The 12515-nt window shown below is 72.1% G+C and carries 10 protein-coding genes; 5 read left to right on the top strand and 5 right to left on the bottom strand.

The window, feature by feature from the left end; all coding sequences use genetic code 11:
* Positions 1-191 precede the first annotated feature (191 nt).
* The 3 genes from WMF31_RS30380 (at position 192) to WMF31_RS30370 (ending at position 3595) form a co-directional block, all read left to right on the top strand.
* Entirely contained in the window at positions 192-2174 is a 1983-nt protein-coding gene (locus tag WMF31_RS30380) for a D-glucuronyl C5-epimerase family protein (RefSeq protein ID WP_436605295.1), read from the top strand.
* A 129-nt stretch (positions 2175-2303) separates the two neighbouring features.
* Complete coding sequence (locus tag WMF31_RS30375) at positions 2304-2693, top strand: tautomerase family protein (RefSeq protein ID WP_436605294.1); 390 nt, start codon at positions 2304-2306, stop codon at positions 2691-2693.
* Between the two features lie 194 nt (positions 2694-2887).
* On the top strand, positions 2888-3595 hold the full coding sequence (locus tag WMF31_RS30370) for a DUF4336 domain-containing protein (protein WP_436605293.1): 708 nt from the start codon (positions 2888-2890) through the stop codon (positions 3593-3595).
* Positions 3596-3725: 130 nt separating this feature from the next.
* Here the strand turns inward: WMF31_RS30370 and WMF31_RS30365 are convergent, their stop codons facing one another.
* From WMF31_RS30365 to WMF31_RS30355, 3 genes are all read right to left on the bottom strand, one after another.
* Entirely contained in the window at positions 3726-4742 is a 1017-nt protein-coding gene (locus WMF31_RS30365; protein WP_436605292.1) for a hypothetical protein, read from the bottom strand.
* 540 nt (positions 4743-5282) lie between these two features.
* On the bottom strand, positions 5283-6251 hold the full coding sequence (locus WMF31_RS30360; RefSeq protein WP_436605291.1) for a hypothetical protein: 969 nt from the start codon (positions 6249-6251) through the stop codon (positions 5283-5285).
* Positions 6252-6552: 301 nt separating this feature from the next.
* On the bottom strand, positions 6553-9276 hold the full coding sequence (locus tag WMF31_RS30355) for an RCC1 domain-containing protein (RefSeq protein WP_436605290.1): 2724 nt from the start codon (positions 9274-9276) through the stop codon (positions 6553-6555).
* 638 nt (positions 9277-9914) lie between these two features.
* On the opposite strand from WMF31_RS30355, the gene WMF31_RS30350 reads away from it, so the two are divergent.
* Entirely contained in the window at positions 9915-10325 is a 411-nt protein-coding gene (locus WMF31_RS30350) for a VOC family protein (protein ID WP_165373060.1), read from the top strand.
* A 30-nt stretch (positions 10326-10355) separates the two neighbouring features.
* On the opposite strand, the gene WMF31_RS30345 is transcribed toward WMF31_RS30350, so the two are convergent.
* Entirely contained in the window at positions 10356-10814 is a 459-nt protein-coding gene (locus WMF31_RS30345) for a thioredoxin family protein (RefSeq protein ID WP_436605289.1), read from the bottom strand.
* A 119-nt stretch (positions 10815-10933) separates the two neighbouring features.
* Between WMF31_RS30345 and WMF31_RS30340 the strand changes: the two genes are divergently transcribed.
* Complete coding sequence (locus WMF31_RS30340) at positions 10934-11203, top strand: hypothetical protein (protein WP_129346177.1); 270 nt, start codon at positions 10934-10936, stop codon at positions 11201-11203.
* A gap of 95 nt (positions 11204-11298) precedes the next feature.
* Here the strand turns inward: WMF31_RS30340 and WMF31_RS30335 are convergent, their stop codons facing one another.
* The gene (locus WMF31_RS30335; RefSeq protein WP_436605288.1) at positions 11299-11757 is read right to left on the bottom strand and encodes an SRPBCC family protein; all 459 of its coding nucleotides are present in this window, start codon (positions 11755-11757) and stop codon (positions 11299-11301) included.
* Positions 11758-12515: the final 758 nt, after the last annotated feature.

Genomic DNA, 12515 nt, shown 5'->3' with positions numbered 1-12515 from the left:
CAAGCACGGGGCTCGCGATGCGCACAATCGCCGGCCATGTGGGCGGCTGGCGTCTCGATGGACGCATTTCTCCGCGCGCGCCACACGCCCTGGCCGAGCTCGCCGCGCGGGGAGGGCGGCGCCCCGTTCGCGCTTGCGGGGCCCAGGGGTTGCTGATACGCGTCGAAAGCGCTTCTTCCAGGGGACTTGCCATGCGTTCCGCGCGCGCTCTCTCCCTCTCGTCTCTGGCGATGCTCGCCGCGATCACCGGGGCCCTCACGACGGCCTGCGAGCGCCGCACGCCGGGCGAGGCGCCCGCCGCCGCGCAGTCATCCGCCGCGCCGTCCGCGGCCGAGAGCGCGAGTCGCAGGGCCCCGGGGGTGACGAAGATCGCCGCGCCCCGGGGCGACGGTCGCTTCGCCGCCCAGATCGCGGCGAACCTGTCCCGGGTGCCCGACCCGGCGATCCAGGTCCCCGAGGGCGGCGGCGCGGGCGCCGAGCTCGACAACGGCGTCTTCCGCGACCGCGTGATCGCCTTCGTCCGCCAGGTGGCCGCGGGCGGCGACAAGGTGAGCTGCGATCTGCCCCTCTCGTCAAAGCGCCCATTCCGTGCCGTCGTGTGGGGCTATCAGGACGGCAAGCAGATCGCGCGCGGCGAGGCGTCGGACGCGGGGCTGTGCGTGGCCTTGAAGGACGCGACCCGCCGCGCCGTGGCCGCGGCCGGCGGCGCGCGCGAGGCGCTCGCGGGCGCGCGGCTCGTCGTGGAGCTGCCGGACCACCACGAGGCGATGGTCGAGCACCAGGGCAAGGGCGTCGAGCTCACCCACGGCCTCGTGCCGGTCCGCGTCCTCGACAAGGCCCTCCTCCAGCGGCGCATCGAGGACGGCAAGCGCTATCTCCTGCGCGTCATCGATCCGGCGCACAAGGGGGTTCACAAGTACTACCACGCTCCCGTCGACCGGTTCGAGCCCGAGCTCCACACGATCTACAGCGCGTCCACGGCGTTCACGCTGCTGAAGCTCAACGCGTACAGGCCCGACGAGCGCCTCCTCCGCGCCGCGAAGGACGCCGCCGGCTTCATGATGCGCATGCAGAGCCACGAGCAGCGCGATCGCACGGCCGGCGCCTTCTTCTATGCGTTCGACCTGGAGCGGCAGCGCCCCGAGCGCCGGCTGGTGGTCGGCACGGCGTCGAAATCGATCTTCACCCTGCTCGAGCTGCACGCGCTGACGAAGGAGAAGAGGTACCTCGAGTCGGCCGTGCTCGCGGCCACCTGGCTCGTATCGATGCAGCGCCCGGACGGCAGCGTGCGCTCGGTCCTCACCGGGCAGGCGGGGGGCGCGTGGAAGGTCCAGGGGAAGGAGTCGATGCTCTACACCGGGCAGGTCCTCTCCGCGCTGTCGCGCACCTACCGGGCCACGAAGGACCGGAAGTTCCTCGACGCGGCGGCCCAGACCGCGGGGTACTTGCTCGGCAAGATCTCCACGAAGGGCTGTTATCTCGGCGACGACTACCGGAAGCCCAACCCGATCTCGAGCTCGTGGGCGGTGCTGTCGCTGCTCGACTTCGCCAGGGCGAGCGGCGAGGAGCGCTTCGAGCAGGCCGTCTTCCGCTGCGCCGATGATCTCCTCCGGCGGCAGTGGCGCCGGCCGGAGGACGTCTACCGCTATGGCCGCTGGCAAAGGTCGCTGTCGAGCAGCGGCAACGGGTGGCTCGCCGAGGTGATGTCGGAGGTGTACCTCTATTGCCGCGAGGAGGGCAGAGGCGGCTGCGCGCCGTACAAGGACGCGACGATCGCGGCCATCCGGCTGCTCCTGCAATACACCTACGGGCCGGACAACGCGTTCGTGGTCAAGAACCCGAAGGCGGCCGAAGGAGGGGTGTTCTGGAGCGTCCGGGACCGCTACGTGCGCACCGACTCGGTCTGCCACGCGATGAACGCGTACCTCAACCTGGTCGGCGAGCTGGGCGACGGCCCGCTGCTCGAGCTGCCCGAGCGGCCGCTCGCCGAGCGGATGGCGCTCGCCGCGGAGGCGGCGAGCGCGGCGGAGGCCGCCGGGGTCGCCGAGGACGAGCGCGAGGAGCGCGACGAGGCCGCCGCCGCGCAGCCGTCCGGGGGGCCCCCCGGGCCGCGGGGCGAGGACCCGGACGACGAGGAGTGGAGCGACAGGGGGCCGGCGGCGCGGCAGCCCTGAGGCGAGGGCGCCGCGCGGGGCGGGCGAACATCTCGGGTTGCGACCGTCGTGCCCGGCCGGTAGAAGCGGCGGGCGCCGAGGCGCGGCGGAGGCCTCGTTTCGAGCCGCTCTCACACCAGGAGAACCGTCATGTCTCAAGTGAAGATCTACGGGATCAAGGACAAGCTCAACCCCGTGAAGGAGAAGCTGTCGGGGGTGATCCACGCCTGCGTCATGGAAGCGCTGCAGTTCCCGGCGGACAAGCGGGCGCACCGCTTCTTCCCGATGGAGCGGGAGGACATGCTGGCGCCGGGCGGGCGCACCGACGCGTACACGATCATCGAGATCTCGATGATGACGGGGCGCAGCGTGGAGACGAAGAAGAAGCTCGTGCGGCTCCTGTTCGACCGGATCCGGGATGAGGTCGGCATCAGCCACCAGGACATCGAGATCTGCATCTCGGAGTCACCGCCCCACGACTGGGGGTTCCGCGGCATGCACGGCGACGAGGTCACGCTGAATTACAAGGTCAATATCTAGATCGGCGGTCACCCGCTTCGGATACGGGCCCACCTCGACGTTTTCGGTGCTCAGCGCACCTGAGCGCGCTCCCGTGCGGAGAGCGTCGATCTGGGCTCGCCTCCTGTCGATCGGAGCGCGAGGCGCGCGCCACGGGCGGCCGGCGGCCGTCGAGGTGCCTTGACGCCGCGGTCGGGCGCACCTTGCATGAGCGCATGCTCCGGGCGATCGCTGGCGACGTGTGGGCGTACGAGAGGGACCTCCGGCTGCCGGTCGGCTTCCTGCCGTCGCGCACGACGGTCGTGAGGCGGGCCGATGGCGGGATCATCATCCATTCGCCGCTCGCGTTCGACGACGCCACAGCCAGGGCGATCGACGCGCTCGGCGAGGTGCGCGCCCTCGTCGCCCCGAGCTGCCTCCATCACCTCTTCTTGAAGGCCGCGACCGAACGCTGGCCGCGCGCGAGCGTGCTCGGGGCGCCCGGGCTCGAGAAGAAGCTGTCTGGCCTTCGCTTCACCCCGCTGCCTCGGTCCGGCGTGGCGCCGGAGATCGGCGAGGATCTCGCCGTGCGCCTCGTGGAGGGCGCGCCGTACATCACGGAGCACGTGTTCCTGCACGCGCGCTCGCGGACGCTCCTCGTGACGGATCTCCTCTTCAACGTGCACGAGGTCCGCGGCTTCGGCATGAAGGTCTTCCTCTGGCTCGGCGGCGCTTGGAAGAAGACCGCGCAGGATCGCGTGTGGCGCGTGCTCATCAGGGATCGCGCCGCGACCTCGCGGAGCGTCGCCGACATCCTCGCGTGGGACTTCGAGCGCGTCGTCATCGCCCACGGCGATGTCATCGACAACGACGCGAAGGACCGGACGCGCGCGGCGCTCGCGTGGCTCGGCGGCGGGGCTGCCCCGCTCCCGCCGGCGGGATGAGCGCTCGCGGGAGATCTCGGCCGCTGGCGCGCGTGGTCTTCCGCCGGGTTTGCCTGGCTGCCCTCGTCCGCCATCCTCGTCCGCTCCGCCTGGTTCGAGGCCAGGGGGCAGCGTGCCGCGAGGGCGCCGCTCAGGATCGCGACGCGCTCGCCGGCCGGGGGCGGCCGGGCGCGCGGGGGCGAGCCCTCGCGCCCGGGGTCCTCGTCCCGAGCGCCTCGCGCACGGACGTGGCCGTGACGGCGCGCGCGATCCACCGATCGAGCTTCGCCGGGTCGGTGCAGGCCCGGATGCGCGCCTCGTCGTCCTGCGAGGGCGAGAGCCCGCGTGCTCGCAGCAGCGTCATCAGCGCTTCTTGCCGTCCCTCGGCCCGTCCCTTGGCCTCGCCCTCGGCCCGTCCCTTGGCCTCGCCCTCGGCCCGTCCCTTGGCCTCGCCCTCGGCGCGGCCCTTCTTCCGTCCCTGCGCTTCGAGAAAGAGGCGGAGCTTCCTGGCAGCGGGGGTTTCGGGGATCTTGTCGGGGTTCATCGAGGCCTCCCTGAGGAGCGCCAGCATGCGCTCGCTGAGCACGGACAGGATCGCACGCTGCTGCGCGCGTCGCAACGCGGGGGGCAGCCGCTCGGTCAGCTCGAACGCCCGCTCGACGACGGCGCGCGCCCTGGGCCCGTGGCGGTGCTGCATGGCCCACGCCGCGAAGAGCGCGAGCTCCGGGTGGCGCTCGTCGAGGAGCGCCTTGCTCTCGGCGGCGCCGAGGTGCAGCACGACCGGCTTGAGCTGGAGCACGGTGCCGAGGCGCGTGCGCACGCACGCCACGCGCTCGGCCCAGCGGGCGACGGCGCGGCGGGCGGTGATGACGAGCACGTCGCCGGCCACGCCGGTCTGATCGTGGAGCAGGCTGGCCGCGAGCGGCCATCGGCGGCGCTTGGCCGGGTCGACGCTGCGCTGCAGCTCGACCAGGACCCAGCGCCGCCGGCCCCCGCGGTAGACGAGATCCAGCCGCAGCTCGGCGGGCTTGACGAAGCGGAGCGTGGCGTCGGACGGCTTGAGGCTCCGCGGCAGCTTCACGCCGGTGAGCGTGGAGACGAGCGCGCCGAGCAGCCCGGGCTGCTCGCGCAACGCGACGATCAGGACCTCGTGCGACGTGCCCGGCACGACGCTGTGACTACGACGGGAGGAGGGGAGTCGGCCAGTTTTTTTTCTTCAACCTCATCGCGTGCGGACATGGCCTGTTGCGCCTCGCCGCATGCAGAAACCGAAATGGATGATGAGGTCTGCCCGGAATAGGGTGTTCCGGGCCCGGCGGAGTGTTCTCGTTTCCTGCCTTGTTCTGCATGTGGATACCTCCCTCGTGAACGGGGCGACCGTACGGGGACCGAGCGAGCACCCGACGCGTACGCGTAACTCCGCGTCCAGTCCTTGATTTTTCGGAGTCGTAGGCGCCGGCGGCGGAGTCGCATGCGCCGGCGGCGGAGTCGCATGCGCCGGCGGCGGAGTCGTATGCGCCGGCGGCGGAGTCGCATGCGCCGGCGGCGGAGTCGTGTGCGCCGGCGGCGGAGTCGCATGCGCCGGCGGAAATGTCCTCCCTGGCGCTGCCTCGGAAGGCCGAGGCGACCGCGGAGAGCACCATGGCGCCCGCAGAGGGCGCTGCGACGGCGACGACCCGCGAAGAGGGGCGGGCGCGGTGGAGACTCTTCAGGATCGCGACGCGCTCGCCGGCCGGGGGCGGCCGGGCGCGCGGGGGCGAGCCCTCGCGCCCGGGGCCCTCGTCCCGAGCGCCTCGCGCACGGACGTGGCCGTGGCGGCGCGCGCGATCCATCGATCGAGCCTCGCCGGGTCGGTGCAGGCCCGGATGCGCGCCTCGTCGTCCTGCGAGGGCGAGAGCCCGCGTGCTCGCAGCAGCGTCATCAGCGCTTCTTGCCGGCCCTCGGCGCGGCCCTTGGCCTCACCCTCGGCGCGGCCCTTCTTCCGTCCCTGCGCTTCGAGAAAGAGGCGGAGCTTCCTGGCAGCGGGGGTTTCGGGGATCTTGTCGGGGTTCATCGAGGCCTCCCTGAGGAGCGCCAGCATGCGCTCGCTGAGCACGGACAGGATCGCACGCTGCTGCGCGCGTCGCAACGCGGGGGGCAGCCGCTCGGTCAGCTCGAACGCCCGCTCGACGACGGCGCGCGCCCCGGGCCCGTGGCGGTGCTGCATGGCCCACGCCGCGAAGAGCGCGAGCTCCGGGTGGCGCTCGTCGAGGAGCGCCTTGCTCTCGGCGGCGCCGAGGTGCAGCACGACCGGCTTGAGCTGGAGCACGGTGCCGAGGCGCGTGCGCACGCACGCCACGCGCTCGGCCCAGCGGGCGACGGCGCGGCGGGCGGTGATGACGAGCACGTCGCCGGCCACGCCGGTCTGATCGTGGAGCAGGCTGGCGGCGAGCGGCCATCGGCGGCGCTTGGCCGGGTCGACGCTGCGCTGCAGCTCGACCAGGACCCAGCGCCGCCGGCCCCCGCGGTAGACGAGATCCAGCCGCAGCTCGGCGGCCTTGACGAAGCGGAGCGTGGCGTCGGACGGCTTGAGGCTCCGCGGCAGCTTCACGCCGGTGAGCGCGGAGACGAGCGCGCCGAGCAGCCCGGGCTGCTCGCGCAACGCGACGATCAGGACCTCGTGCGACGTGCCCGGCACGACGCTGTGACTACGACGGGAGGAGGGGAGTCGACCAGTTTTTTTCTTCAACCTCATCGCGCGCGGACATGGCCTGTTGCGCCTCGCCGCATGCAGAAACCGAAATGGGCGCCGGGGTCTGCCCGGAATATCTCTGGCGCGGGAAGTTGCCCCAGATCAGCAGAGAGACCGCCACGGCGCCAGGGCCGCCAAGAGGAGAGGGGAAGAGACGTCCCGGCATCTGGGCCTGCAGTCCCCCTGGCTTCTTGGCGCCTTTGGCGTCATGGCGGTTCGCTTCCCAGCCCGACTCCCCGCCGAAGAGCTAGTCCTCGAAGCCGAGATCGACGACCTTGAGGCTGTCGCCCATCTCGAAGTGATCATCGCCGCAATGGGGGGTGGCCCCGCCGCAGCCGGGGGAGCCGAGGCCGCCGCTCAGGTTCTCGCCCCAGCACTTGATCTGGTTCGTGTCGAGGAGCGCGCAGGTCACGGGGCTCGTGACGGAGGTCACGACGGCCCTGGCGGTGCGGCCGAAGCCCAGGTCGACCCTGGGAAGCAAGCTCCCCATCTGGCCGGTGCCGATGCCGCGCGGCGAGGTGTCGTGGAGGCCGAGCTGGCCCCTGTCGTTCCTCCCCCAGCACTTGATCGTGTCGTCGTCGAGCAAGGCGCACGTGTGATCCTCGCCGGCGGAGACGGCCTTGGCGGTGCGCCCAGGGCCCAGGTGAACCGTGGGGAGCATGCTCATGTCGTTGGGCCCGTCGCCCATGTCGTTCGTGTGGCCGAGGCCGAGCTGGCCGTAGCCGTTTTTCCCCCAGCACTTGACCGCGTTGTTGTCGAGCAGCGCGCAGGTGTGGTCGTACCCGGCAGAGATGGCCTTGGCGGTGCGCCCGTCGCCCAGAGGGACCGTCGGGAGGCTCGCGCCCATCTCGCCGAGGGCGTCTCCCCGGTCGCTCTCGTCACCGAGGCCGAGCTGGCCATGATTGTTCTCGCCCCAGCATTTGACCGTGTCGTCGTCGAGCAAGGCGCACGTGTGCCCCCCTCCGGCAGAGACGGCCTTGGCCGTGCGATCGGGGCCCAGATCGATGGCGTCGAGCGCGTCGCCCATCTCGCCCGAGCCGTCACCTCGATTGTCCTTGTCGCCGAGGCCGAGCTGGCCGCTACCGTTGAACCCCCAGCACTTGACCGAGCCGTCATCGAGCACGGCGCAGGCGTGGCCGTTGCCGACGGACGCGGACGTGACCGTGCGCTCCGCGCCCAGGTGGATGAAGTCGAGGCTGGCCATCTCGCCTGCGTTGTCGCCGAGGGTGGCCGCGTTGCCCGTGCCGAGGCTGCCGACGTAGTTGGCGCCCCAGCACGTGATGCCGGTCTGCGACGACGAGGGGAGCAGCTTGAGCGCGCAGGAGAAATGGCTCCCCGCCATCACGGAGGTCACGTCGCCGATGAGGGTGTTGGAGAGGTAAACGCCCATCTCGTAGGGCTGGTCGCCTCGGCTGACGTTGTCCTCCAGGCCGAGCTGGCCGCTCGCGTTGTATCCCCAGCACTTGACGCCGCCCGTCGTCAGGTGCGCGCAGGCGTGGTTCCTGCCCACGCTGAGCCCTTGCGCCGTCTGGCTGCCCGCGGGGGTGTAGGGGAGCGCGTTGCCCATCTCGCCGCTGTCGTCGCCGCGGCGGCCGTCGTCGGTGGGGATGCCGACGCCGAGCCTGCCGTCGTGATCGGAGCCCCAGCATTTGATCCACCGCTTGCCGGAGTCGATGACGCATGTGTGGTCGCCGCCGGCGACGATCGACAGGGGGATCAGCGGATCCTCGCTGTCGATGTCCGTCCCGACGTCGACGTACGGCAGCCCGTCACCCATGCTCGCGGCGGTGTGGCCTCGCTGGTTCCAGTCCTCGTAGCCGAGCTCTCCGCTCGAGTTGCTCCCCCAGCACTTGATCCGATCGTCGTCGAGCACGACGCACGTATGGTTGCCGCCGGCGGCGATCGCCTTCGCGGTGTGGTCCCCGGTGAGGGATAACCCCAGGTCGACGGTCGCGAGGGTGCTCATCTCATTGGCGTCATTGCCCCGCTCGTTGGTGTCGCCGAGCCCGAGCTCGCCCGCCTCGTTGCCCCCCCAGCACTTGACCTCGTCCGTGTCGAGGATGACGCACGTGTGATTGTAACCGGCGGTGATCGCCTTGGCGGTGCGGTCCAACCCCAGGTAGACGACCGGGAGGTCGTCGCCCATCTCGCCCGGCGCGTCGCCGCGGTCGGTGGTGTGAGCTGGGGAGCCGGGGTCGCCGGACATCAGGCCGAGGTTCCCGTCCTCGTTGTCGCCCCAGCACTTGACCTCGCCCGTGTTGAGCAGCGCGCACATGTGGTCGTTCGCGATCGCCACGCGCGTGGCGAAGAGGCCCGTGCCGAGATCGACGGCCGGGAGATCGTCGCCCATCTCGCTGGACCGGCTCCCCACGGTGGTCCAATACGGGAGGCCGCGGCCGAGGCCGAGCTTGCCGTAGTTGTTGCTCCCCCAGCACTTGAGCGCGTCGTCCTCGAGGAGGGCGCACGTGGCGTTGTGGCCGGCGAAGATGGCCTTCGCCGTGTGAGGCGCGCCGAGGCCGTTCGTCCCGAGGTCGACGGTCGGGAGGTTGTCGCCCATCTCGTACGGCTGATCGCCGATGTTCAAGTAGCTCTCGAGCTCGAGGCCGAGCTGGCCCGAGGAGTTGTAGCCCCAGCACTTGACCGTGTCGTCGTCGAGCAGGGCGCACGTGTGATCGCTGCCGGTCGCGATCGCCTTGGCCGTGCGCCCCGTCCCGAGGTTGACGAACGGGAGGTCATCGTAGGTCGTGGCCGCGGAGACGCCGCGGTCCAGCGTGTCGCCGAGCCCGAGCTGGCCGTAGGCGTTGTCTCCCCAGCATTTGACGAACCCCCCCTCGAAGATCGCGCAGGTGTGGCGCCCATCGGTGTCGACGCTGCCGGGCCCCAGGACCCGGAGCTCGGCCGGCGCGATGGACGTGAGCTCCCCGAGGTCCTCCGCCCCGTGGTCGGCGGTGCACGCGGCGACGAGGCTCACCGCGAGCGCGGCCCCGGGAGAGACAGGGCGGCGGCGCCTCCGAGAGGCGCGGTTCTTGTCGGTCAGATTCGGTTGTGCAGGGAGAGATGTCACAGAGCCGTCCTTTCGTGGCTCGCCGGTCGCAGCGAGCTTGTCGCCGAGGCGGTCAGAGCGCAACTCGGCTGCTGCCCGTCTGCCTCGCGGGTCGCGGGCGCCACGGACGCAACGCGCATACCAGCCAGCGCGGCGCGGCCAGCGCACCTGCCGGTGTTCGAACCCGGGGCGGCGAGCGCTGGCCGGCGCCAGGACCTGGGTTCGAGGCGCTCCGCGGCGCGCGATGGTCACGTGACATGTCACGGTCGCCGCGCGCGGAGGTCACGTGACATGTCACGGTCGCCGCGCGCGGAGGTCACGTGCCATGTCACGGTCGCCGCGCGCGGAGGTCACGTGCCATGTCACGGTCGCCGCGCGCCTTGCTCTCGGCGGCGCCGCGGTGGAGCGCGACCGGCTCGCGCTGGAGCGCCGTGCCGAGGCGCGCCCGCGCGCACGCCACGCGCGCGGCCCGGCGGGCCCTGGCGACGGCGCGGCGCGATCGGCTAGTCTCCGCCCTCGCGCGCCACCCCGTCCGGCACGGCGCGGTCGACAGAGGAGCTCCGCCCATGTTCAAACGCATCGCGCACGTGTGCCTGAACGTCCGAGATCTGCAGCGTTCGGTCGACTTCTACGGGAAGCTCGGGTTCACCATCAAGTTCCGCTTCACCCGCGGTGGCGCGCCGTTCGGGGCCTATCTCGAGATCGCCGACGGCAACTTCGTGGAGATGTTCGAGGACCGCACGCTCGGCGAGGTGGTGAACACCGGGATCGCCCATTTCTGCCTCGAGACCGAGGACATGGATGCCGTCATGGCCACGCTGAAGCGCCGCGGCGTGCCCTTCACGGAGAAGAAGCTCGGCTGCGACAACACCTACCAGATCTGGCTCACGGACCCGGACGGCAACCGGTTCGAGGTGCACCAGTACACGCCCGCCAGCACGCAACATACCGGCGGGGTGATCGAGGCGGACTGGTGATCTCGGCGCGCGCCTGATCCGGGATCGCGCTCAGGGGTGGCTCGCGCGCGCGGGCGGCTGCCCGGTGTGGCTCGCGATCCAGCGCTCCAGATCGGCGCGTGACGCCACGCCGGTGCGCCGGTCGAGCTCGCGTCCGCCGTGGAAGAGCAGGAACGTCGGCACCCCCTGGATGCGCCGACGCCCGGCCTCGGCGGGATCGGCGTCGGTGTCCAGCTTCAGGACCAGCATCTTGCCCGCGTGGTTGCGCCCCAGCGCGTCGACGATCGGCGCCACCGTGCGGCACGGGCCGCACCAGGTGGCCCAGCAATCGACCAGGATCGGAACGGGAGAGCTCGCGATCGCCTGAGCCAGCGCGGCCCCGTCCACCGGCTGCGGAGCGCCCGCCGTGTCGAGCTGGGCCTTGCAGCGGCCACAGCGGGGGCGATCCCGCACCCGCTCGTCCGCCACCCGGTTGATCGAGCCGCAGCGGCCGCAACGGTAGATAGCCATGCTCCTTCTCCTTGCTCTCGCCGCGCGCGCGGCGCTGCCCTGTCCATGAATCTTGGATCCGATGCTTATCCTGGCAACCAGGGGCTTTACACGCCGCCGTCGGGCTCCAGGGGCAAATCATGGAACCCACGAAGGAGCCCACGAAGATGTCCGAGCAGACCGAGCAGGCCAAGCCGCATGTCGGCGGCGAGCAGCAGGAGCCGGGGGCGCCGACGCGGCACCTGGAAGACGACGAGACCACGCAGGGCGCGAGCGACGTCGAGCAGATCGCCCGCCAGCAGGGCGTCTCGCAGCGGGGATACACGGCGGACGGTCCGCATAAGGACCGTCCGGCGCAGTTCGATCCGGCCCACCCGGGCGGGCGGCCCGAGGGCGATCCGCGCCGCTGACGAGGAGGGCAGGGGCCGCGGCGCGGGCGCGCGGGCATGGCGAGGCGGCGCGGGCGCGGGCGCGCGGGGCATGGCGAGGCGGCGCGCGGCGCGGGCTACTCCGCCGGGGCCTCGCACGCCCGCCGCGTCACCTCGTGGCGGTAGTCGAACATCCGCTCGAGCTTGCGGCGAACGAAGCGGGCGCCGCCGAGCCGGCCGATGGCGCCGAACGGGAGCTCGTACTCCACGTGATCGGTGAGGTAGCAGCCGCCCGCGCCGTCGGGGTCCATGCGGTGCGTGTGGACCCAGCGCCGGAACGGCCCGCTGCGCTGCGTGTCCTCGAACAGCCGACCCGGCTCGTAGCGCGTGTGCTCCGCGATCCAGCGCAGCGAGACGGGGCCCACCCGCGTCTCGACGATCGCGCGCGCGCCGACCTGGAGGCCGCCGGTCCTCTCCAGGACGCGCATCCGCTCCCAGGGCGGCGTGAGGCGCTCGAGCGCGTCGGGCTGCTCGTGGAAGGCGAAGACCCGCTCGGGGGGCGCGGCGATGCGCGTGCGCTTCTCGAAGATGGGCATCGCCGCGAGCATGGATCGCCGCGTGGGGGCGCGCCCGTGCGGCCCGGATCGGAGGCGGCGCGCTGGCAGGGCGTCGCGTGCCGGCTGACCGTTCGGGCCGGTGGCGCGTGGAGCTGTGTGGAGCTGGGTCGAGAGCGCGTCGGAGGGGCCCATCGGAGCGGCCACGCGGAGGGAGCCGATCGGAGCGGCCGTGCGGAGGCGCCGTGCGGAGGCGTTGTGCGCGACGAGCGCCGCGGCGTCGTCGGTCATGCGGTGTCCTCGGTCGTGCGGCGTCCCGGAGGGAGCAGGGGCACCCGCTCGACCTTCTGACCGGCGACGAGCGCCGGCGTGCTCGGCCGGCGTGCGATGGGCGCGCTCCCACGGGAATCGGGAGAGCAACGCCGAGGCGGTGAGGCACGGCGGGGGGCGTGGAATGGGGGGGCCCGGCGCGGGTGAGCGCGGAACCGGGGCGGAGGACGGGAGAGCCGGAGCGGAGGAGCGGATCCCCTGGCCGGCGGGCACATCCCCCGGCCCGGAGGGCGAACGCCCCGCGGAGGAGAAGGCCCGGGAGGCGGCGGGGGACCGCGGCGAGGTGGGGGATGAGTCCGGCGAGGTGGGGGATGAGTCCGGCGAGGTGGGGGATGTGTACGAGCGGAGCCCTGGTAACAGTTCTGACCGGGAGCAGCGGTGACACTTCCTTGAGCTACGGGCCCCTGCTCCGGGAGGACTGGGAACAGGGGCCGGATCCTCGTCGACGCGACACGCTCACCGCGCTCTCT

It is taken from the genome of Sorangium sp. So ce1036, from assembly GCF_051369805.1.
GTDB lineage: Bacteria > Myxococcota_A > Polyangia > Polyangiales > Polyangiaceae > Sorangium > Sorangium cellulosum_F.
The sequence above is the reverse complement of the archived record's forward strand: the minus strand, read 5'-3'. Positions and strand labels throughout refer to the sequence as shown.

Bases quoted from the DNA above. Each gene is read 5' to 3' on its own strand.
- WMF31_RS30380 (WP_436605295.1), top strand. From the start codon at position 192: ATGCGTTCCGCGCGCGCTCTCTCCCTCTCGTCTCTGGCGATGCTCGCC.
- WMF31_RS30335 (WP_436605288.1), bottom strand. From the start codon at position 11,757: ATGCCCATCTTCGAGAAGCGCACGCGCATCGCCGCGCCCCCCGAGCGG.
- WMF31_RS30345 (WP_436605289.1), bottom strand. From the start codon at position 10,814: ATGGCTATCTACCGTTGCGGCCGCTGCGGCTCGATCAACCGGGTGGCG.
- WMF31_RS30350 (WP_165373060.1), top strand. From the start codon at position 9,915: ATGTTCAAACGCATCGCGCACGTGTGCCTGAACGTCCGAGATCTGCAG.
- WMF31_RS30370 (WP_436605293.1), top strand. From the start codon at position 2,888: ATGCTCCGGGCGATCGCTGGCGACGTGTGGGCGTACGAGAGGGACCTC.
- WMF31_RS30340 (WP_129346177.1), top strand. From the start codon at position 10,934: ATGGAACCCACGAAGGAGCCCACGAAGATGTCCGAGCAGACCGAGCAG.
- WMF31_RS30375 (WP_436605294.1), top strand. From the start codon at position 2,304: ATGTCTCAAGTGAAGATCTACGGGATCAAGGACAAGCTCAACCCCGTG.